We start from the raw sequence: 22,376 nt of genomic DNA on the forward strand, positions 1-22,376 counted from the left end.
AGCAGACTCTGCCTGTTAGCTTTTCCAGGCATGAGTGGCTGCTAAAAGCCACTCTGCAATGGTGATACTCTCACTATCAGGCAATTCATTTAATCCTAAATGTTGTGCAGCCTTGCGTAATTCGGTAAGTGCATGTTGCGCATCTTGCGTATTAATTTGGTTTGCCAAGGTCTGCTTACTGAGCTTTTCACCATGCTCATTTAAAACCAGTGGCAGATGCTTATATAGGGGTGTTGCGTAGCCCAACATATTCTGTAGATAAATTTGTCTTGCGGTATTGCTGAGCAAATCTGCGCCGCGCACGATATGAGTGATCCCTTGCTCAGCATCATCTACTACAACGGCGAGTTGATAGGTAAACAGACCATCACCTCTTTTAAGGACGAAGTCACCCACTTGCTTGTTGAGATCTTGGCTTTGTTGCCCCAGAGATAGATCCTCAAACGCAATCTGGCAATGAGGAGGTAGAGCGATTCGCCAAGCAAGCTTACCCCCGAGAATTACCTCGCTTGAATTCATCTCCAATGATTTTGGTCGGCAAGTGCCGGGATAAATCTGCTCTTGATTGCGGGGAGTATGAATTCCTAGCCCATGCAGGGTATTGGCGATCGTTTGTCTGGAGCAGGAGCAAGGGTAAAGATATTTGAGCCCGTTCAGGCGCTCTAAAGCCCGTTGGTAGCGTTCCTGCTGTTGTGACTGATAAGTGGGTTCATCGTCCCAGAAAAGCCCACAGGCAAGCAATTGAGACTGGATTTGCTGGTCAGCACCCGGGATGCATCTTGGGGTGTCTAAATCCTCGATTCTGAGTAGCCATTTACCCCCATTTTTACGGGCATCCAACCAGCTTCCTAAGGCGGCGACCAGGGATCCGGCATGGAGTGGTCCGGTAGGCGAAGGGGCAAATCGCCCGCGATAGCCGTCGGCTGGGGATGAGGGGTTTTTAAGTGTAGACACAGCTAAAATCATCTCATGGCTTTACCCCGTTTTGTTCATCTTCGCATCCATTCCGAGTTTTCGATAACGGATGGAGTCGTGCGCATTGATGATGCAGTGGCAGCTGCTGCCAAGGATGAAATGGGGGCATTAGCCTTAACCGATTTAAGTAATTTATTTGGTTTAGTGCGGTTTTATACGGCCGCTCGTTCTGGCGGGATTAAGCCGATTGCCGGAGCGGATGTTTGGGTGAGCAATCCCCAGGATCCAGACCAACCACATCGACTGCTCTTGCTAGTCCAAAACCATTCTGGCTATCTCAATCTTTGTGAGCTACTCAGTAGGGCTTCTTTAGAAAATCAATCTCGTGGCCGCGCTGAGGTCGATTCAGCATGGTTTAGTGAGCCTGCGGCAAAAGCTGAAGACAAAAAAGCGAAGAGAACACTTGCCTATGGATTAATTGCGCTCTCCGGTGCGCGCATGGGTGAAGTTGGGAGTGCATTATTGGCGGGTCAAGAGGATCAGGCCAAGATTGCTGCAAGACGTTTTGAAAAGCTCTTTCCTAAATCGTTCTATATCGAAGTTCAACGTGGTGGTCACCCCCAGGATGAAAAGCAGCTCCAGCTAGCCTGTCATCTAGCGAGTGAGCTAGACCTTCCCGTAGTAGCAACGCACCCTGTGCAGTTTATGCAAAAGAGTGACTACATAGCTCATGAGGCACGGGTATGTATTGCTGAAGGTGAGCTGCTGGGTAATCCGCGTCGTCAAAAGAAATTCAATGAAGAGCAGTATTTTTTAAGTCAAGCAGAGATGGAGAAGCGCTTTGCTGATTTACCGGCCGCTATTGCCAACTCAGTAGAGATTGCCAAGCGTTGTAATTTATCTCTGGTGCTTGGTCAGCCGCGCTTGCCGGATTTTCCAACGCCGCCTGGCATCACTCTTGATGATTATTTATTGCAACAGTCCGAGATTGGCCTAGCGCGCCATATGGAGCGTAATTTCCCAGATGCTGAAGAGCGTGCCAAAGAAGCGCCGCGTTACCACGAGCGTTTGGTGTTTGAGGTGAAGACAATTTCTCAAATGGGATTTCCGGGTTACTTCTTAATCGTTGCAGACTTTATTAACTGGGCAAAAAATAATGGCGTGCCAGTAGGTCCTGGTCGAGGATCAGGCGCAGGCTCTTTAGTTGCCTATTCATTAGGAATTACAGATCTAGATCCACTACGCTACAACTTACTTTTTGAGCGCTTCTTGAATCCAGAGCGGGTATCGATGCCCGACTTCGATATCGACTTTTGCCAACATGGTCGTGACCGTGTGATTCAGTACGTTAAAGATAAATACGGTAAAGACGCAGTTAGCCAAATTGCTACCTTCGGCACGATGGCTGCTAGAGCGGCGATTCGTGACGTCGGTCGCGTTTTAGAGCAGGGCTATAACTTCGTTGATGGTATTGCTAAGCTGGTTCCGAATAAGCCAGGTCAATACATGACCATTGAAATGGCCAAGAAAGAAGAAAAGCAACTAGCGGAACGCGAAAAGAATGAAGATGAAGTCCGTCAACTGCTCTCCCTGGCCCAACAATTAGAGGGCATGACTCGTAACGTGGGTATGCATGCTGGTGGCGTACTGATTGCCCCGGGGCGCCTCACTGATTTTTGCCCTCTGTACACTCAAGAAACAAAAGAACAAGATAGCAGCTCTGTCATTAGTCAGTTTGATAAAGATGATGTAGAGGCGATTGGCTTAGTCAAGTTCGACTTCTTAGGTTTGACCACGCTCACGATCTTGGCGGCAGCTGAGCGTTGGATTAAGGCTCTACATGCCGACCGCAAAGATTGGACGATTGGTGATATAGCGCTAGATGATGAAAAAGCGTTTGATGTTCTCAAGAAAGCCAATACGGTTGCGGTATTTCAGCTAGAAAGTCGCGGCATGCAAGGCATGCTGCGTGAGGCCAAGCCTGACCGCTTTGAGGACATTATTGCTTTGGTGGCTCTGTATCGTCCAGGTCCAATGGATTTGATCCCAGACTTTATTGAGCGTAAGCACGGCCGACAAAAAGTAGAGTATCCAGATCCACGTATCGAGCCCGTTTTGCGAGAGACCTACGGCATCATGGTTTACCAAGAGCAGGTCATGCAGATGGCCCAGATGATTGGCGGGTATTCATTGGGTGGCGCAGACATGTTGCGACGCGCGATGGGCAAGAAAAAACCGGAAGAGATGGCGCAGCATCGCAAGATTTTTAGTGATGGCGCAAAAGCGGGCGGTATTACTGAAGGTAAAGCCAACGAGATTTATGACTTGATGGAGCGCTTTGCGGGGTATGGATTTAATAAGTCCCATGCGGCTGCTTATGCACTCTTGGCTTATCAGACTGCATGGCTGAAGGCTTACTATCCTGCCGAATTTATGGCAGCCAACTTATCGCTTGCGATGGATGACACCGATAAGGTGAAGATTCTGTATGACGACTGCTTGGCAAATCAGATTCGAGTGTTCTCTCCAGATATCAATACTGGAGTCTATGAGTTCACACCGCTGCGTGCTCCAGATGCGGCACCAGATGCACCCCTCAGTCATATTCGTTATGGCTTGGGGGCTGTTAGGGGTACTGGTGAAGCGGCAATCGAAGCAATTGTGAAAGCTCGCCAAACTGGTGGGCCATTTAAAGACCTGTTTGATTTCTGTGCACGGGTTGACCGTAGGCAAGTGAATCGTCGTGCGATTGAGGCATTAATGCGCGCAGGTGCATTTGATAGTCTCTATCGAGATTCCGTGCCTGCAGGTGGAAATCTGTACGACATCCGCTCGACCTTGCTTGCCTCCTTAGCAAGGGCAATCGAAGCTGCAGAGCAAGCAGAGGCCTCGATTCATCAAGTGAGTTTGTTTGAGGTTGCTGGTGAGGATCACCGCCATCTACCAGAATTGGTTCGTGAACCAATCTGGTCTGAGAAAAAACGTCTTCAAGAGGAAAAAACGGCTTTAGGCCTTTGCCTAACGGGACACATGTTTGATGCTTATCGTGACGAGACTGCTCACTTTATTCGTCAGCCTTTGTCAAAAATTACTGAAGGCAAGGATCAACTGATTGCAGGCATCGTCACCTCGGCCCGCATGCTTACCGGCCAGCGCGGCCGCATGATGATCGCAACAATTGATGATGGTACTGCCGCACTAGAGGTGACGTTATATAGCGAAGTCTACGAACCAAATCGTTCATGGCTAAAAGAAGATGAATTGCTAGTCGCTAAAGTCAATGTCACGCCAGATAAATTCTCTGGTGGAATGCGAATTGTTTCTGAAGCGGTAATGGATATCACTGGGGCGCGCATGCGCTTTGCCCGTAATGTTCATGTATGCATTGATTCAGCGGTAGATGTCAGAATGTTACGAAGCCAAATCGGACCCTACCTGATGTCGAATCGGGCACGCGATCCTAAGTTCGGTGCGCACATGGCTAGCGCAAAAGATGGTGTGAAGGGCTTAATGCTGACGGCAGCTGTGACCACTAGTGGTGGTGCGTGCTTGATGCAATTCCCAGAAGAGATGCGAATTTACCCTGACGATGCTTGTTTGCATAGTCTTAATCAACTATTGGCATCAAAGCAAAAAGACCCTGTTCTGGTTCAGTACCACTAAGCTACTCAGCCTCAGGGTTGCCCTAATACTTTTTCTATAGCATCTATTACTTGGGTTGGCTCAAGTAAGTCTAGGCATTCACTATAGCTATCGGCGCGATCTAAACAACCCGCTTTTCGGCAGGGTACACACTCCCCGGGGCCTTGCAAGATAGTAATATTGCCAACTGTTTGAGAGCGGGCGCGCAATTGGTATGGTTGATCGCCAATAAAGCCATTGGGCCAGGGCCCGAAATTTGTGGGTGGTGTAGCGCCAAATAAAGTAATTGTCGGGGTATTGCAAGCTGCTGCTAAATGCGTAATAGAGGTATCGACGCCGATATATAAAGAGGCTGCCCTCAACAAAGAACCAGCCTGCGGAATCGAAAGCTTACCAGCGGTATTAATTACCTGCTTGCGAATACTGTCCTCAAGTAGCGAAAAAATGTCATGATTGAGCTGCAGATCTTGTTTCGAGGGAGAGGCGCTCAGCACTACCTGAAACCCCCGTTTCGCTAAATAAGTAATGATTTTTTGCCAATACGCTAATGGCCAACGTTTATATGCAGTTAATGGGCCAGGATGTATCACTACATAAGGCTGAGTGAGTTCTCCAGCAATGACGGGTGTTAACGCCTCACCAATCGGTGGGGTGACCTTAATGGGCTTAGAAAATAATTCCAAGGGATTGCGGAAAAAGACTTCAAGCAAGCGTAGTTTTTCAGCAATGACATGCTGGCTAAAGTAGTCAACATCAACGGTATGCATGCAGATGAACTTCTTCCAGGCATTTTGTCGATTCGATTTATCTGTAGCCTTACTTTGCTTACCTTGAGGATGCCCTCCTAAAACGCCTACACGGTGAAAGGCAGAGACCAAACCATAGAGATAGGCTCTGTCACTTGGTTGGGTAACAAACGCAAGATCATAGCGCTGAAATAAACGGTTAAAGAGTGAGAGGTACTCCCCAAATCCTGGTCTATCGGAGGTTTCGATGACTTGTGCAATATCAGGATTGCCCTTGAGCATCTCCAATTTACCTCTGTAGCCCAAAAAATGAAACTCTGCATCTGGCCAAAGTTCACGAGCTTTACTAATGAGAGGTGTTGTAACCAGCACATCCCCGATTTGCCGTGTGGCAATGAATAAAACTTTCTTTGGTTTAAGGTTGGAAAAGTGAGTCATAGTGTTAACTCTTACATTGCCTTTGCCAAAATCTTTTCACGAACTCGGCGGGCATTCTCAGCAGCATTACTTTGGTCGTGTATCTTATGAAAGAGGTGCAGTACTTCAGTTGACCATGATCCCGACTTCCGTTTGATGTGATGGCGTTGCAAGCGAAAGATAAAGTCAGCATCTTCATGACCCCAGCCAGTCATCGTTTCATCAAAACCATTGATTGCCTCAGCATCTGCTTTCCAGCAAGCCATATTGCAGCCTTTAATGCGACGCCAAACAAACTTTTGATAGTCCCGCCATCCGCCATTCCCAAATTTAATTTTCAGGGGCCAGTACTTATTGATGCCGCCACGCAAACGCTCACTTAAGAGTTTGGAGTGAAATAGTGAGAAGTCCCAAGCTGGCCAGGTAAGCAGGCCTTGAGTGAGCTTTTCATCAAGCAAGACTCTGCTGCCGGTAACTAGATAGCCTTTTTCTGAAAGCTGGCGATGACGTGCAACAAAATCTGGCTGAACAATGCAGTCGCCATCTAAAAAAATGAGGTAATCCCCTTTGGCAGCAGCAATCGCTTGATTCAAGATTTTGGTTTTCCGAAAGCCTTGATCGTCTTGCCATAGATGCGCAATAGAAATAGGGTGGGATGCTTTAAAAGTGTCGATGACTTGCTTAGTACTATCGCTTGAACCATCGTCAGCAATCATAATTTCAAAATCACGGTCTGCTTGGGTGGCCAGTGATTCGAGGCAGAGCTTAAGGGCTTGTGGCCAGTTATAAGTAGCCAACAAAATGGAAATCATTTACGGGCTTCCTGGTTTAGGTGCCAGAGTTTGATATAGCGATAGTAGGTTCCCTGACCATTCGAAATGGCCAAAGCAAATCCTTGGGCTCCATCCAAGAATCCAGCGCGAATGATGTAAGTGCGGATAAAGGCCCAGACTCCATGCAAGACTGCTGTTAAAGGATTGCTGGTTTTGCCTTTGGCAAAAGCTTGCTCAGCCGAGGCCGTTGAATAACGGTCCAGTTTTTGCAAGACTTGGGAGTAGTTCATAAAACTGTAATGCAGCATGGGATTCTCTAGCTTAGCCACTTGCCCTTTAGGAATGAGGCGTTCGTGTACCAGGTCATCGGAAAAGCGGGCGGTCCCCCGCTTAAAAAGTCGGTCAACATAGTCTGGACTCCAGCCAGAGTGGCGGATAAAGCGACCGCAATACCAAGACAGCCTAGGAATGGCAAAACAGTCAATATGGGCGCTATGGTGAATGGCCGTCAGAATTTCTGATCTTAGGGCGGGGGTAAGCCGCTCATCGGCATCTAAAGATAGAACCCATTCACCTGTAGCGAGCTCTAGGGCGCGATTCTTTTGGGGGCCAAAGCCCGGCCAATCCGATGGCTGAGCAATGGTAGCGCCATGATTTTGGGCGATTTCTAGAGTGCGATCAGTGCTATTGGTGTCGACCACGACAATCTGCTGGGCAATGCCTTCCAATGAGGCCAGGCAATCCTCTAAATTGGCCTCTTCATTGCGGGTGATGAGTATGACGGATAAGGTGGGCATAATTCATTATATGAATGCTCAAGACCGTACCGCCCTAAATCGCTTAATTACCTACCTGAAGCCCCATATTGGGCTGATTATTGGCTCCCTGATAGCTATGGCTATTGTTGCGGGGGCTGAGACCTCTATACCTGCCTTGATGAAGCCTTTACTAGACCGCGGGTTCACTGGTCAGCTCAATAGCAAGTTATGGCAAGTGCCAGTTTTCTTGGTAGGTTTGGCCATGGTGCGGAGCTTGGCACAGTTTTTATCGAATTACTTACTTACCCGAGTGATTAATGCGGTTCTCTTGAAGCTTCGTGAGCAAATGTTCCAAACCTTGTTGAATGCAAGTACTACTTTTTTCCAGAAGAACTCCGCTTCTAATTTAATTAATGCGGTTGTTTTTGAAGTAAATAATGTTCTCTCAGTTATGGGGGGGATGCTGATTAGCTTGGTGCGTGATTCTCTCACTGTAGTGGGCTTGATGGGTTACTTGATTTACCTCAACTGGCAATTAACTTTGGTCGTTTTATTTATTTTTCCAGTGATCGCATTGATCATGACTAAGATTAATCGGCGACTACGATCCCTGAATCGTGAGCAGCAGAATTTAACTAGTGAGCTTGCCTACATCGTTGAAGAGTCTGCTGCTGGCTACAAAATTGTTAAGGTGCATGGCGCTCAAGAATATGAAATGAACCGCTTTAAGCTGAAGGCAGAGCGCCTGCGCCAATTTGCCCTGAAGTCTGCACTAGCAGGCGGTCTAAATCAGCCGATTACCCAATTGATTGCCTCCATGGCCTTGTCTATCGTGCTGGTGATTGCTTTGATGCAATCGGCAACCGAAGGTACTACGGTTGGTGGTTTTGCCTCTTTCATTACTGCAATGATGCTAGTGATCTCGCCCTTAAAGCATTTGGCAGACATCAATCAGCCATTGCAACGTGGTTTAACGGCTGCAGAAATGATTTTTGGTTTGATGGATCAGCCTTTTGAAGAAGATGAGGATCGTAGATTGAATATGCGATCTTTGGATAAAGCCAAAGGCGCTATTCGATTTGAGAATGTTGGATTTTCTTATCAGCAAGAAGTGGGGCGTAAGGATGCCTTGACTGATATTAATCTCAATATCAAACCAGGTGAAATTGTGGCTTTTGTTGGACCATCTGGTGGCGGCAAATCAACCTTGGTGAATTTGATTCCGCGCTTCTTCAAGCCAACGAGTGGACATATTTATTTAGATGATCTGCCTTTGGAGGACATTGTTCTTTCTGATGTTCGTAAGCAACTGGCTTTTGTAAGTCAGGATGTCATTTTGTTCAATGACACCATTGCTGCTAATGTGGCTTACGGCGCCGCCACTGAAGAAGGCATAGATCGTGGGCGCGTCATGGAGGCCTTGGAGGCTGCCAATCTAAGCGCTATGATTCGTGAGCTTCCTGAGGGAATAGATTCCTTGGTGGGTGATAACGGCAATCGTCTATCCGGCGGCCAGCGCCAGCGCTTGGCTATCGCTCGTGCTATCTATAAAAATGCACCAATCCTTATTTTGGATGAAGCCACTTCCGCTTTGGACTCAGAATCTGAGCGTCAAGTACAAGATGCTTTAGAGCGGTTAATGGCGGGGCGCACCACCTTAGTGATTGCCCATCGTTTATCAACCATTGAGCATGCAGACCGTATTGTGGTTTTAGAGCATGGCAAGGTGATAGAAAACGGTTCGCATGAAGAGTTGATCAAGCAAGATGGCTTATATGCCAATTTGCACCGTATTCAATTCTCAAACGCTTAAATAGTTTTTGGTAAGTCGCTTAACTAAGAACAATATCGTATTGTTCTTGTTTGAAGCTGCCTTCAGCCTGAAGTGTAATTGGCTTGCCAATAAAGTCCCCGAGCTGTGCTAAAAATTGATTCTCTTCTTCAAGGAAGAGATCAATCACATCCGGCGCTGCCACGATACGAAATTCACGGGGATTAAATTGACGATGTTCACGTACGATTTCACGCAAGATTTCATAACAAATCGTCTGAGCAGTTTTGATTTCACCTTTGCCCATGCAGGTAGCACAAGGCTCACAGGTGATATGGGCTAGAGACTCGCGAGTTCGTTTGCGCGTCATTTCTACCAAACCTAATGCTGAAAATTCACTAACCGAGGTGCGAGCATGATCGCGTTCAAGGTTGCGCTTTAATTCATAAAGGACGGATTCTTGATGATCCTTGCCCATCATGTCGATGAAATCAATGATGATGATGCCGCCAAGATTACGTAGACGAAGTTGACGAGCAATCGCTTGGGCTGCTTCCAAATTAGTTTTGAAGACTGTGTCATCTAAATTACGAGCACCTACATAGCTACCAGTATTTACGTCAATCGTAGTCATCGACTCCGTTTGGTCGATCATTAAATAGCCACCGGACTTCAGGTCGACTCGTCTTCCTAAAGCTTTATTAATTTCGGCGTCGACATCAAACAAGTCAAAGAGGGCGCGCTCACCACGATGCAGGGTTAACTTGCCCAATAGGTTAGGCATATAAAGAGTGGCAAAGCCTTTGAGCTTCTCAAAATTTTCTGCAGAGTCTACGCGAATCTGCGTCGTTTCTTCGCCAGCAACATCCCGCAAGACCCTTTCAGCAAGGCTTAAGTCTTGGTAAAGGAGGCTAGGAGCCGCTTTAGATTTAACAGCCTCACGAATATTTTCCCAGGTAGTTCTGAGATAGCGCATGTCATGCTGCAATTCTGTATCCGAGGCATCTTGAGCGCTAGTACGTACGATGATGCCGCCTTTTTCATCCTCAGCCATGAGACCCGCCAAGCGCGCTTTGATCGCCTCACGCTCTTCTGGTTGATCAATGCGTTGTGATACACCAATATATTTTTCCGTGGCAACGTCTGTGCCAGCAGGTGGCAGGTAAACCAAATTACGACCCGCAATACTGAGCTGGGTTGTCAGGCGAGCGCCTTTGGTGCCCAAGGGATCTTTAAGAACCTGCACTAATAGTGTCTGACCTTCAAATAATAGCTTCTCAATTTGGGGCTGTGGATTGCTTTGCGTAATATCGGCCACATGCATAAAAGCTGTGCGCTCCAAACCAACCTCAATGAACGCAGATTGCATGCCCGGTAATACACGAACCACTTTTGCTAAATAGATGTTGCCAACAATCCCACGCTGGCGAGTACGCTCAATTTGGAGCTCTTGCACTGCACCTTGCTGAATTAATGCAACCCGCGTTTCTTGTGGGGTGATATTGATCAGTATTTCTTCATTCATATGCAGTGAACTTGGGCGCGCTTGAGAAGTTGAACAGTTTCATACAGTGGTAGACCCATGATACCGCTATAGCTGCCCTTAATCGAAGGGATAAAAGCACTGCCGCCCCCTTGAATGCCGTAAGCCCCAGCTTTCCCAAAAGGCTCTCCGCTAGCAATATAAGCTTCAATGAGCTCTTCAGAGAGGTCTGCAAATTGAACCTCTGAGATCTGCACGATAGAGATAGGGGGCTCATTTGGCTTGACCGTAATTGCTACAGCTGTAAGTACTTCATGGATCTTTCCGCTCAGCATCCTCAAAATGCGTAAAGCATCACGAGCGTCAGTTGGTTTGCCTAGGATTTCACCATCAGGACTATTGGGTAAGCTTACGGTTGTGTCGGCACATAATATCGGCGCCCACGGCAATCCACTTTTTCCCCAGCGCTCGAGTGCCACAGCACTTTTTGCTAAGGTTACGCGCTCTACATAAGCGCATGCTTTTTCATAAAGAAGGGGGGTCTCAATGCTTTCAGTATCTTCACCGGCTTGTGCAAGAAGCAATTTAAATTCAACACCAATTTGTTTTAAGAGTTCTTGGCGTCGTGGGCTTTGTGAGGCGAGATAGATAAAAGAATTCAAGGTCTTACTCGCGGTGATATGGGTGGCCTTGCAGGATGGTCCACGCGCGATAGAGCTGTTCAACAAGCATCACTCTGGCCATTGCATGAGGTAAGGTCAGGCTAGAGAGGCGCCACATGGCGTGAGCACTCGTTTTGAGGCTGGCATCTAAGCCATCTGCTCCACCAATCAAAAAGGTGATATCAAAACCTTCTTGGCGCCAGCCTGCTAGTTGAGTGGCTAGGTTTTGAGTGGTTTGATCCTTACCCCTTTCGTCTAGTGCAATCACTCTCGAACCCTTGGGGATAGCGGCTGATATCTTGACCGCTTCCTTGGCGGGTGTGAGATCAGGCTTGATTTCTTTAATTTCGATGCTGCAGTCTGCAGGCATGCGCTTGATGTAGTCATGGGTTGCAGTGGCAACCCAATCTGGCATTTTATGACCAACAGAAACAATCGTTAGGCGCATTAGCTATATTCAAAATGAACAAAAAAATAATTATTCGTCGTCTTCTGATTCACTAGCTTTAACAAGACCTTTGGCGCCAGCCAATTTCACGCGTACAGGTTTAGCGCCCCACATGCCTTCGAGCTGATAGTAGGAGCGCAACATTGGTTGCAGAATGTGAACGACGATATCGCCACAGTCGACAAGTACCCATTCACCAGTTTCTAAACCTTCAATGGAGATGACTTCGCCACCTTTGGCGTTGACTTCTTCTTTCACAGACATTGCCAAAGAGCGTGTCTGGCGATTGCTTGAGCCGGTAGCAATAACTACGCGATCAAATAACTCGCTAAGTTTGGTAGTGTCATAAACGCGAATATCTTGCGCCTTCACATCTTCGAGGGCATCAATAATGACACGTTGTAATTTACGTAAGTCCATGGTTTCTATCAATATTATTTAAGTGTTGAGGATGATCTTAGCTTGATTACTGATACAAGCCCAGATTTGCGATGATTTCTAGGGTGTGCGATGGAACTTCCTCGACCCCGATAGAGTTGCGCGTAAGGGTTTTGAGGCGGCTCCTCAGGTCGGTAGAAGATAGATCTATCGAGAGACTTTCATCGATATAGATGAGGCCAGACGGACAATTTTCAAGGGCGCTTGGCTCTAAAGTTTGATGTTTTGCTAATAACTGCTTCAGTTCAGGGCTTCCTGCTGGCTCTAGCTCGTGATTTGGTCTACTTGCTACTGCAATATGAATGGATCCCATTAACTCTTGCCATGCACGCCACGTAGGCAGGGTCATGAGCGAATCTGCTCCCATTAGCCAGATCAGGCTCGCATCATTGCCAAAGCGATCTCTTAAAGCTTTCACAGTATCAATCGCATAACTAGGTCCTGCGCGATCTATTTCAATTCGATCAATGCACACCTGAGTCGGTATCTTGAGATACAAAAATGCTCGTGCCAAATCAATGCCAGCAGCTTCGGTTAACTGAAAACGAATTGGAGCAGGGGTAATTCCAGAACCCTTTTGCCATGGCTCACCACTTGGAATGAGTAAGAGAGCGTCTAAGCGTAAGAGCTTTGCAAAATGACTGGCTAGCTTAAGGTGGCCAATATGTGGCGGATCAAAGGTGCCGCCGAGGATACCGATTTTTTTACGAGCGCTCAAGCTAACCAATCGCGTGGTTTAAGGTAATAGTCATAGAGCTTGGCTTCGGGGGTGCCTGGCTCAGGATGCCAGTTATAGCGCCACTGAACGACTGGGGGCATCGACATCAAAATAGACTCTGTACGACCACCAGAGTGCAGACCAAAAATCGTTCCTCGATCAAAAATAAGGTTGTATTCCACATAGCGGCCACGACGATATTCTTGGAACGACTTTTCTTCTGGGGTAAACACGTCTTGGTAGCGACGCTCTACTATAGGCAGGTAAGCATGAATAAAGGCATCTCCCACTGCACGCATCATTGCAAAGCTTTTTTCAAAGCCTAGTTCATTAAAGTCATCAAAGAATACGCCGCCGATACCGCGAGGTTCTTCGCGATGCTTTAGGTAAAAATATTCATCACACCATTTTTTAAAGCGTGGGTAGAGCTCATCACCAAAGGGGTCTAAGGCATCTTTGGCAGTTTGATGAAAATGGGTGCAATCTTCATCAACACCATAGTAAGGGGTGAGATCAAAACCGCCACCGAACCACCATACCGGCTCCTTATCGGGGGCTTGTGCAATAAAGCAGCGCACATTCATATGGGTAGTAGGGACTTTTGGGTTGTTGGGGTGAAAAACCAAAGACACACCCATCGCTTCAAAACTGCGACCCGCTAGTTCAGGGCGGTGATGCGAGGCAGAAGGCGGCATTTGATCGCCGCGAACATGAGAAAAACCTACCCCGCCTTTTTCAAGGATGTTGCCATTATCCAAAATGCAAGTACGCCCATAGCCTTTGAGTTTGCTGTCTTCTGGCTTATGCCACTCGTCCGCAATAAAAGCTTTCCCATCTAAAGCGCCCATCGCCGAAGTAATGCGATCTTGCAGACCTAAAAAATATTCTTTCAGGGCTGCAATATCAATTTGAGTTTGAGGTGCTGACAAGGAATCTGTACTTTTCAATATTTATTTAATTGCGCGATAGCCAATATCTTTGCGATATTGCATCCCATTGAAATGAATCTGCTTAATGACATCGTAGGCTTTTTGTTGAGCACCTCGAACGGTGTCGGCTAAACCCACAACACACAATACACGCCCACCCGAGGTCACTAATTTGCCTTCATGTAATTTGGTACCAGCATGGAAAGTGAGTTGATCTTCGGTATCAGCAGGAATGCCGGTAATGACATCACCATTGCGTGGAGTATCTGGGTAATTATGTGCAGCTAGAACTACTCCTAAGGCGGTGCGACGATCCCATTCAAGCTCTACTTCGTTGAGTTTGCCATCTACTGCATGATCAAGGGCATTGACGAGATCACTGCGTAAGCGTGCCATGATGGGTTGAGTTTCCGGGTCGCCCATACGGCAATTAAATTCTAAAGTTTTGATCTTGCCATCGGGAGCAATCATGAGTCCTGCGTATAAGAAACCTGTATATGGCAGACCATCCGCCTCCATGCCCCTCACAGTTGGCATGATCACTTCACGTAAAGCGCGCGCATGGATTTCCGGGGTAACAACGGGAGCAGGGGAGTAAGCGCCCATGCCGCCAGTATTAGGGCCTTGGTCAGCATCTAATAAACGCTTGTGATCTTGGCTGGTTGCCAGTGCAAGAACATGCTTGCCATCTACTAAAACAATAAAACTGGCTTCTTCGCCAGTAAGAAACTCTTCGATTACCACGCGAGCACCAGCATTACCTAATTTGTTATCGGCAAGCATCATCTCTACCGCTGCATGAGCTTCATCTAGGCTCATTGCTACCACTACACCTTTGCCAGCAGCTAAGCCGTCGGCCTTAATCACGATTGGCGCGCCTTTAGCATCAATGTAAGCATGTGCTTCTAAAGCACTAGTAAATGTTTGGTATTCCGCAGTCGGAATGCCATGGCGTTTCATAAAAGCCTTGGAGAAATCTTTTGAAGACTCCAGCTGGGCGGCTAATTGAGTTGGACCAAAAATGCGCAAGCCATTATTGCGAAAAACGTCGACAATGCCGGCAGCTAAGGGCGCTTCAGGACCAACAACGGTGAGATGAATCTTCTCGCGTTTTGCAAAATCAGCGAGCTCTTGTAAACCAGTGATGGGTAAATTCTCAATACCAGCTGCCGCCTGTTTAGCTGTGGCGGTGCCACCATTGCCCGGTGCCACATAAACGGTTTGCACTTGAGGCGACTGCGCTAGCTTCCAAGCCAATGCATGTTCGCGTCCACCAGATCCAACGAGAAGAATTTTCATAACGGGTGATATCTTAAATAATTGAGTGGGTTATAGAGCTGCGTTTGTAAATACTTCTTGAACGTCATCAAGGTTTTCCAAGGCATCGAGCAGTTTCTGCATGCTTTCGGCTTGCTCGCCTTCGAGTGCAATCTCTGTTTCAGGACGCATGGCAACGGTTGCTAGTTCAGACTTCAGTCCTGCTTGCGCTAGGGCATCTTGCACCTTACCAAAATCAGGCACGGGTGTTAGTACTTCAAACGAGCCATCATCATGCGCAATCACATCTTCAGCTCCAGCATCAAGCGCAACTTCCATTAATTGATCCTCGTTGCTGCCAGGAGCAAATAACATTTGACCGCAGTGTTTGAAGAGGAATGCAACCGATCCTTCGGTGCCCATGTTGCCACCATTCTTATTAAAGGCATGACGAACCTCTGCTACGGTGCGGGTGCGATTATCAGTTAAACAATCCACAATGATGGCAGCCCCATTGATGCCGTAGCCTTCGTAACGAATCTCTTCGTAACTCACACCTTCTAATGTGCCGGTGCCGCGTTGAATCGCTCTTTGCACGTTGTCATTAGGCATATTGGAGTCTTTGGCTTTATCAACGGCCAAGCGTAAACGTGGATTGGTTGCGAGATCACCGCCACCCAGTTTGGCAGCGACAGTAATTTCTTTAATGAGTTTGGTCCAAATCTTGCCGCGTTTTTCGTCTTGACGACCTTTGCGGTGCTGAATATTGGCCCATTTCGAGTGGCCGGCCATACGGATAAGTCCTTTTAATAATTTGGCTATAAGAGGCTATTTTAAGGGGTTCTAGACCCGAGGTAGGGGGCAGTTAGCCAATTTTTGTTACACTCTCATGGCTTAGCTGTAACAAAGTAGTCAATTAAGCAGAATTTCCACTGCAAACACCTGCCTCGGTGATGGAATTGGTAGACGTGCCGGACTCAAAATCCGGTGCCGCAAGGCGTGGCGGTTCGAGTCCGCCCCGAGGCACCATTTACTGGTTATTCAATCCGTAAATCTTTCCCCAGCATTAGATTTCGTAGGTATCAGCTTTCTCATTCATGGCCTGCTCAACAATCTTTTTGGTGAGCGTGGGCGAGAAGAGCTCGATGAAGGTGTAAACAAATGATCTTAAGTAAGCCCCTTGTTTAACGCCAATGTGCGTCACATTGTTGCCAAATAAATGACCGACTTGAATGACTTTAAGATTGCGATCTCTATCTGGGTCGTATGCGTGACCAGCAACAATGCCGATACCCATACCCGCTTCAACGTAAGTCTTAATGACGTCAGCATCAATTGCTTCCAAAATAATATCGGGAGTGATATTGCGTTGAGCAAAGGCAGCATCAATCTTGCTGCGCCCTGCAAAAGCTTTGTCATAGGTGATGATGGGATACTTGGCAATCTCTTCAAGCGTTACCGATGCTTGATTGAGTAATGGGTGACTCAACGGCACCATGACTACATGTTGCCATTGGTATCCAGGTAAAGCTAGTACACCAGGAGTATTAGCGATCCCTTCGGTTGCGATGGCGATGTCTGCTCGATCATGACTGAGTAACTCGGCGATTTGACCTGGACTACCTTGTTGGATGCTGACGCGAACCTTAGGAAAACGTTTTGTAAATTCAGTAAGTACTTTTGGTAAGGCATAGCGTGCTTGAGTATGGGTGGTGGCGATCACAAAGTTGCCTTGATCTTGACTGGCAAAATCTTTGCCCACTCGCTTCAGTGTTTCGACTTCATCTAAGATGCGTTCGACTGAGCTCAGAATTCGTTTGCCGGGCTCTGTGAGAGAGCGGATACGCTTACCGTGACGCCTAAAGATTTCAACGCCAAGCTCATCTTCCAATTCAATAATGGCTTTAGACACGCCCGGTTGGGAGGTGAAAAGTGCCTTAGCAGCTGTAGTGAGATTGAAGTTTTGTCGAACAGCCTCACGTACAAAGCGGAATTGGTGCAGGTTCATATGGGATTCCTATCTATATATCTACAAAGATATAGGAATCAAATTCTATATGAATTTTGGGTATTAGGTTTCCGAAACTCGCCGTAAGGCAAACAATGCCAAGAGGAAGTAGAGCATTGGCGGTATCAACGCTGTCAAGAATGCTGGCCATGCACTTAAGAGTCCAACATTGGAGAACAAAGAGTTGAATAGCTGAAAACTCATTCCCAGCATGATGCCGCCAAATACTTTGATGCCTACGCTACCAGCCCTGACTTTTAAATAGGCAAACGGGAGCGCTAAAGCCAACATCACAAAAATCGTGAACGGGTAGATCACTTTTTTCCAAAAGGCGATTGAATGTCGTTGTGTATCTTGGTTGTTCTCGTTCAGGTGAGCAATGAAACGGCCCAAACTCAGAATCGACATTTTTTCTGGACTAATTAATAGCACGCTCAAAATTTGCGGAGTTACTTCAGACTCTAAAGTCAGAATGGGGTGCGTAAATGTTTGCGCTGAAAAAACAGGATTGAGCGGATCGGTTTGCTTAGTTTCTTTAAAGCGAGTTTCAGTAACATCATTTAAAACCCAAATACCGGTTTCATCAAAGTGTCCAGAAGGGGCTGTGCGAATGGAGAGCAGGTTATAGGTATCACTAAATTCATACATCCGAATATCGCCAATATCATTGTCCTTGTCGACCTTGCCTACGTTGACGTAACGAACGCCTGGACGAACGGGACCACTACCATCTTCATCTCGAAGGCGGTCTTTCACCCAAACACCAGTCTTAAATTGTGAAGAATAGGTTGCGCCCAAGGCCTTCATGCGGATTTGCTCTGACTTGGCTTCTGTATAGGGTCCTGCCCATTCACTCATGATGAGCGTAAGCAAAACCAGCGGCAATGAAATCTTGGTAAGTGCAATCAAGCCTTTTTTCACATCCAGACCAGCAATGCGCAAGATAGTGAATTCAGACTGGCTGGCTAACATGGCAAATACATAGATGCTGCCAATCAAGGCTGCAATTGGAGTAATCTCGGAAATACGGCTTGGAGCTTTGAGTAGGACATGAAGCAAAGCAAGTGGCAGGGTGTAGCCACCTTGAACCGAGCCCAGCTCGCTTAGGATGTACAAAAAACAAAAACAATGCAACCAAGGCAAACAAAATAAATCCAAATGCCGCATAAATTTGCTTAGCTAGGTAACGCTCGTAGATGTAGGGAAAGAGCAGTTTCATTTATTTGCCAGGGCAGCAGGTAATTGGCGGCGCCACCATTTAATGGATGGGTTAATGCGATTACGAATTAATGCAGTAGCTATTAATAAGGCCAGCAGATGAATAGGCCAAATGCCAACAAAGACACTGAATTTGCCTTGAGCAACAAAGTTCTGAGTGAGATTCAATAAGTTGCTGTAGATTAAATAGATGAGTACCGCATAAAACATGGCAGTGTAGTTACCAAGGCGTGGGTTTACATACGCCAGCGGAATTGCAATGAGTACAAGACCAAGCGCCATTAGCGGAAGTCCAATACGCCAGAGTAGTTCAGCTCGACTTGGATTCACAAAAGCAGGATTGGGTTCATTAATTAATTCCTGAATTGTTTTCTCCCGGTCACGCGGAGCTGGCGCTAAGGTTTCCTTGCTACGTATCTTGGTTGTGTAATCTTTGAACTCCAGGATTCTAAAGTCAGGCTGGGTGGGCTGGCCTTCATAGCGGCGGCCATTGTGAAGGACAACGGATTTTTCTCCACCCTCAGAATTTTTAATAAAGCCAGTAGATGCAACGGCGATGCTAAGACGCCCGTTCTTATTGTCTGCAACAAAAATATTCTTTACTTCGCTCTTATTAACATCGAGTTGTTCGATAAAAAAGACACGTTCTGCTCTGGCAGATTCTTTAAATTGGCCAGCAGTCACCATCGAGACATCATCTCGTTGTTGGAAGCGTTGGCTAATGAGGGTGGTCTCTCTGTTAGCCCAAGGCCAAACAAATAATGCAAGAAGCGCAATGATGATGATGAGCGGAGTAGCAAATTGCAAAATGGGGCGAATCAGATTGCTGATGCTTAAACCGCTGGCAAACCAGACAATCATTTCAGAATCTTTGTACCAACGCACCAACACAATCAAGGTGGCTACAAATAGGGAGACTGTTAATAAGACGGCAAGATAGCCCAGGGTAGCCAAGGCAATCAATACGACTGCATCCTCTGGGTTTACTGCACCATTTGCCGCATAACCTAGGATGCGGATTACCAAAGTAGTCACCATGATGGTCACAAGGACCAAAAAGACGCCGCCTGTAGTAAAGCTGAGTTCTCGGCGAAGGGCATCTTTAAAAATCATGAATGGCTATAAATTGGTCGGTATAGGGTTTTGAAGGGGTTTAAATGACTGGTTTTTGTGCGGGCAAAGTAGGTTAATCTCATGTCGGAGGATAATGGATAAACATCCTGAATTAACATTCTTTAGTCCTCAAATCGACCTAAAAATACTGCCATACATTATGACAATTCAATTTAGTACCAAGATTTTCTCCCAGGCGGACCTGCAAAGTCCAAAACTCCTCAAATCGAGCCTTAAAAGCTTGCTTGCTATCAGCACTGATTGCCTCGTTCTTGGGTACTCAAAAGCAGACTTTGACAGTTTCTCTGGGACTAAAGGCGCCAAGGTCAAGACTGGTATTTTGGCGGAATTAGATCTTCTGTTGGGAGGTTCTCTTGGTCACGTCAGCACGCTCGGTGATTTGGACGGCAAGCAAGCCTCGGTTTGCATATTGAGAGCTGAAAAGTCTTGGTCTGCAAATGCGGTCAAAGCAAAGCGAATTCTTTTGCTAGGAATGGGCGATTTGCAATCGAGTGCGGATAAAAGTTTATTGACGTACTCTAAAGTTGCTCGTGCGGGATTGAAGGCTTTAAGTGGTGGCGCTATTGAGAATGCGCTCTGGTTTGCTCCTAGCTTTACTTTATCAAAAGCATCCGAAACTATCGCCCAAGAAGTGCGTCTCACTATTCAATATGCTGGAGATCAAGCTTATCGCTTTGGTGTTCGTCAGCCTGCGATGAAATTCAAGGCCAAAGACAATGCGGATACTTTTAAGCATTTGGTCTTTGGGGGTAATGATGCAACTGCTAAAGAATTAAAGCTGGCTGTTGAGCAAGGCTCCGCAATGGTTGAGGGTATGAATTTAGCGAAAGACTTGGGCAACCTTCCTCCGAATATTTGCACGCCTACTTATTTGGGTAAAACCGCGCAGAGCTTGGCGAAGAAGGCTGCTTTGAAGGTTGAGGTTTTAGGGCTTAAGCAAATCGAAGCTCTGGGTATGGGCTCATTTCTATCGGTTGCCAAGGGCTCTGAGACGCCACCCCAATTTATTGTGATGCGTCATCAAGGTGGTAAGGTTGGTGAAGCCCCTATTGTTCTGGTTGGCAAAGGAATCACCTTTGATACCGGCGGTATTTCTTTAAAGCCAGGCGAAGCTATGGACGAAATGAAATACGACATGTGTGGCGCTGCCTCGGTGATTGGCACAATGTATTCCGCTGCATTGATGAAGTTGAAAAAAAAATGTCATCGGTGTAGTGCCTACTTGTGAAAACATGCCCTCTGGTAAAGCAACTCGTCCAGGCGACATTGTCAAAAGTATGTCGGGTCAAACAATTGAAATTCTCAATACTGATGCTGAAGGCCGTTTGATTTTGTGTGATGCCTTGACCTATGTAGAGCGCTTTAAACCTAAGGCCGTGATTGATGTAGCAACCTTAACTGGCGCTTGCATCATTGCATTGGGTCATGTACACAGCGGCGTATTTTCTGACGATGAAGCCCTGGTAAGCGATTTGACTAAAGCCGGCCATGATTCTTTAGACACGGTATGGCGTCTGCCTTTAGATGCCGCCTATCACGAGCAACTGAAATCCAACTTTGCTGATGTAGCCAATATTGGCGGACGTCCCGCTGGCAGCGTTACTGCAGCTTGCTTCTTGTCTCGCTTTACCGAGAAATATAAGTGGGCGCATTTGGATATTGCTGGTACTGCGTGGAAGAGTGGTGCCGCTAAAGGTTCAACTGGTCGACCAGTACCTTTACTAGTAAATTACTTGCTTGAGCAAAAGTAAACCAGTAAGAATCTATGGCGCGAATTGATTTTCACAGCAATGTTGGCGATAAGCTTGAATATGCTTGCCGCCTCACGCGTAAAATCTGGAGCGCAACCCCTGAAGGCGAGCCTGTTCGCAACATCGTTATCGTTGGTGAAAAAGTAGACCTAAAAAAATTAGATGATCTGCTTTGGACATTTAGCATCACCGATTTTCTGCCGCATTGTTATATTGAAGACGAGGGCGCCGCTGAAACTCCTATTGTGCTCACCGATAACTTCACATCTCCATCTCTGAGTACGATTCCTCATGCAGATGTCATGATTCATCTGGGTATGCGTATGCCACAAGATGTATCCGCACTCGTTGCTAGATTTCCCCGTATCGTTGAGGTAGTCACTGTGAATGAGGTGGAGCGCTTGGCGGGCCGCGAGCGTTTTAAGGCCTATCGTGACTTGGGCCATGAGTTGCATAACTTTGATCAATCCAAGAGTTAAGTTGCACTTATCATGTTGATTCATCCCCAGTTTGATCCAGCAGCCATTCGTATTGGCTCCTTCGCAATTCATTGGTATGGTCTGATGTATCTCTGTGCCTTTGCACAATTTTTATTACTAGGACGATTACGGATTCGCGCTCCTCGCTATCAGGCATTGGGTTGGACTTACAAAGACCTTGAGGATTTATTGTTTGCAGGCGTCTTAGGTGTGGTGCTTGGAGGTCGTTTGGGTTACACCCTGTTTTATATGCCTGACTTTTATCTCTCTCATCCACTCAGTATTTTTAAGATTTGGGAAGGCGGCATGTCTTTCCATGGGGGCTTATTGGGTGTTTTGGTAGCTCTCTGGTGGTTTGCTAAAAAACGCCAAACCACTTTTTTTTGTAGTGAGTGATTTAGTGGCACCCCTAGTACCATTTGGCCTTGCCTTCGGGCGTTTGGGCAACTTTATTAATGGCGAGCTGTGGGGAAGGCCTACGGATCTACCATGGGCAATGGTGTTCCCTTTGGTTGATTCCATTCCTCGTCATCCATCGCAAATTTATCAATTGCTCGGTGAGGGCATCTTTCTGGGCATCATTCTATGGGCCTATGCAAGTAAGCCTAGACGAATCGGACAAATTTCTGGTTTGTTCTTGCTGGGCTATGGTGTTTGCCGTTTCTTGGCTGAGTACGCGCGTGAGCCAGATGCATTCTTAGGTCTATTGGGCCTTGGCTTATCTATGGGTCAGTGGTTGTGCGTCCCGATGATTATCTTTGGCATCTATCTGATGCGCCGTCACTCAGAAGTCTCACCCGTATAAAGGTTTACTGATTTTGCTTAATGA

16 protein-coding genes, 1 tRNA gene and 4 pseudogenes are annotated in these 22,376 nt (G+C 46.8%); 6 read left to right on the forward strand and 15 right to left on the reverse strand.

Annotated features, from left to right (window positions below):
* Positions 1-15: 15 nt before the first annotated feature.
* Positions 16-966, reverse strand: coding sequence for a tRNA glutamyl-Q(34) synthetase GluQRS (gluQRS, locus tag A9236_RS08175; protein ID WP_071464895.1), 951 nt, complete (start codon positions 964-966; stop codon positions 16-18).
* A gap of 3 nt (positions 967-969) precedes the next feature.
* Between gluQRS and dnaE the strand changes: the two genes are divergently transcribed.
* Positions 970-4,578, forward strand: coding sequence for a DNA polymerase III subunit alpha (dnaE, locus tag A9236_RS08180; RefSeq protein WP_071464896.1), 3,609 nt, complete (start codon positions 970-972; stop codon positions 4,576-4,578).
* An 11-nt stretch (positions 4,579-4,589) separates the two neighbouring features.
* Here the strand turns inward: dnaE and A9236_RS08185 are convergent, their stop codons facing one another.
* Genes A9236_RS08185 through A9236_RS08195 form a run of 3 tightly spaced genes read right to left on the reverse strand, consistent with a single transcriptional unit; the run spans position 4,590 to position 7,290 of the window.
* Positions 4,590-5,741: a glycosyltransferase family 9 protein gene (locus A9236_RS08185; protein ID WP_071464897.1), complete on the reverse strand. Its 1,152-nt coding sequence runs from the start codon at positions 5,739-5,741 to the stop codon at positions 4,590-4,592.
* Positions 5,742-5,752: 11 nt separating this feature from the next.
* Entirely contained in the window at positions 5,753-6,532 is a 780-nt protein-coding gene (locus A9236_RS08190; protein WP_071464898.1) for a glycosyltransferase family 2 protein, read from the reverse strand.
* Entirely contained in the window at positions 6,529-7,290 is a 762-nt protein-coding gene (locus A9236_RS08195) for a glycosyltransferase family 2 protein (RefSeq protein ID WP_071464899.1), read from the reverse strand. Before A9236_RS08195 ends, A9236_RS08190 begins: the two co-directional genes overlap by 4 nt.
* 10 nt (positions 7,291-7,300) lie before the next feature.
* Here A9236_RS08195 and msbA point away from each other — a divergent pair, with 10 nt between their 5' ends.
* A complete protein-coding gene (gene msbA, locus A9236_RS08200; RefSeq protein ID WP_071465132.1) occupies positions 7,301-9,064 on the forward strand; it encodes a lipid A export permease/ATP-binding protein MsbA in 1,764 nt (587 codons plus the stop codon).
* A 19-nt stretch (positions 9,065-9,083) separates the two neighbouring features.
* Here msbA and rng read toward each other — a convergent pair whose 3' ends face one another.
* The 8 genes and pseudogenes from rng to A9236_RS08240 all read right to left on the reverse strand — a co-directional run bounded on the left by rng (position 9,084) and on the right by A9236_RS08240 (position 15,749).
* Positions 9,084-10,547, reverse strand: a complete 1,464-nt coding sequence (gene rng / locus A9236_RS08205) for a ribonuclease G (protein WP_071464900.1) — start codon at positions 10,545-10,547, stop codon at positions 9,084-9,086.
* Positions 10,544-11,167 (reverse strand): nucleoside triphosphate pyrophosphatase, encoded by a 624-nt coding sequence (locus A9236_RS08210; RefSeq protein ID WP_071464901.1) that lies wholly within the window; start codon positions 11,165-11,167, stop codon positions 10,544-10,546. Before A9236_RS08210 ends, rng begins: the two co-directional genes overlap by 4 nt.
* A gap of 4 nt (positions 11,168-11,171) precedes the next feature.
* Positions 11,172-11,615, reverse strand: a complete 444-nt coding sequence (rlmH, locus tag A9236_RS08215) for a 23S rRNA (pseudouridine(1915)-N(3))-methyltransferase RlmH (RefSeq protein ID WP_071464902.1) — start codon at positions 11,613-11,615, stop codon at positions 11,172-11,174.
* Between the two features lie 33 nt (positions 11,616-11,648).
* Positions 11,649-12,035: pseudogene (gene rsfS, locus A9236_RS08220) on the reverse strand (ribosome silencing factor); the annotation flags it as partial.
* 46 nt (positions 12,036-12,081) lie between these two features.
* On the reverse strand, positions 12,082-12,771 hold the full coding sequence (locus tag A9236_RS08225) for a nicotinate-nucleotide adenylyltransferase (RefSeq protein ID WP_083393459.1): 690 nt from the start codon (positions 12,769-12,771) through the stop codon (positions 12,082-12,084).
* Positions 12,768-13,679, reverse strand: coding sequence for an oxygen-dependent coproporphyrinogen oxidase (gene hemF, locus A9236_RS08230; protein ID WP_071465133.1), 912 nt, complete (start codon positions 13,677-13,679; stop codon positions 12,768-12,770). The genes A9236_RS08225 and hemF overlap by 4 nt, the downstream gene beginning before the upstream one ends.
* A gap of 42 nt (positions 13,680-13,721) precedes the next feature.
* Positions 13,722-14,999, reverse strand: coding sequence for a phosphoribosylamine--glycine ligase (purD, locus tag A9236_RS08235; RefSeq protein WP_071464905.1), 1,278 nt, complete (start codon positions 14,997-14,999; stop codon positions 13,722-13,724).
* Positions 15,000-15,029: 30 nt separating this feature from the next.
* Positions 15,030-15,749, reverse strand: a complete 720-nt coding sequence (locus A9236_RS08240; RefSeq protein WP_071464906.1) for a YebC/PmpR family DNA-binding transcriptional regulator — start codon at positions 15,747-15,749, stop codon at positions 15,030-15,032.
* Positions 15,750-15,901: 152 nt separating this feature from the next.
* On the opposite strand from A9236_RS08240, the gene A9236_RS08245 reads away from it, so the two are divergent.
* Positions 15,902-15,986: transfer RNA gene (locus A9236_RS08245), tRNA-Leu, on the forward strand.
* A gap of 37 nt (positions 15,987-16,023) precedes the next feature.
* Here the strand turns inward: A9236_RS08245 and A9236_RS08250 are convergent.
* The 3 genes and pseudogenes from A9236_RS08250 to lptF all read right to left on the reverse strand — a co-directional run bounded on the left by A9236_RS08250 (position 16,024) and on the right by lptF (position 19,296).
* The gene (locus tag A9236_RS08250) at positions 16,024-16,965 is read right to left on the reverse strand and encodes a CysB family HTH-type transcriptional regulator (protein ID WP_071464907.1); all 942 of its coding nucleotides are present in this window, start codon (positions 16,963-16,965) and stop codon (positions 16,024-16,026) included.
* Positions 16,966-17,028: 63 nt separating this feature from the next.
* A pseudogene (gene lptG, locus A9236_RS08255) lies at positions 17,029-18,184 on the reverse strand (LPS export ABC transporter permease LptG).
* Positions 18,181-19,296, reverse strand: a complete 1,116-nt coding sequence (gene lptF, locus A9236_RS08260; RefSeq protein WP_071464909.1) for an LPS export ABC transporter permease LptF — start codon at positions 19,294-19,296, stop codon at positions 18,181-18,183. Before lptF ends, lptG begins: the two are co-directional and overlap by 4 nt.
* A 166-nt stretch (positions 19,297-19,462) precedes the next feature.
* Here lptF and A9236_RS08265 point away from each other — a divergent pair.
* From A9236_RS08265 to lgt, 3 genes and pseudogenes are all read left to right on the forward strand, one after another.
* A pseudogene (locus A9236_RS08265) lies at positions 19,463-21,068 on the forward strand (leucyl aminopeptidase).
* Positions 21,069-21,082: 14 nt separating this feature from the next.
* Positions 21,083-21,547, forward strand: a complete 465-nt coding sequence (locus A9236_RS08270; RefSeq protein ID WP_071464910.1) for a DNA polymerase III subunit chi — start codon at positions 21,083-21,085, stop codon at positions 21,545-21,547.
* A 12-nt stretch (positions 21,548-21,559) separates the two neighbouring features.
* Positions 21,560-22,352, forward strand: a pseudogene (gene lgt / locus A9236_RS08275) (prolipoprotein diacylglyceryl transferase).
* Positions 22,353-22,376: the final 24 nt, after the last annotated feature.

The organism is Polynucleobacter sp. QLW-P1DATA-2, from assembly GCF_001870365.1.
Taxonomy (GTDB): Bacteria; Pseudomonadota; Gammaproteobacteria; order Burkholderiales; family Burkholderiaceae; genus Polynucleobacter.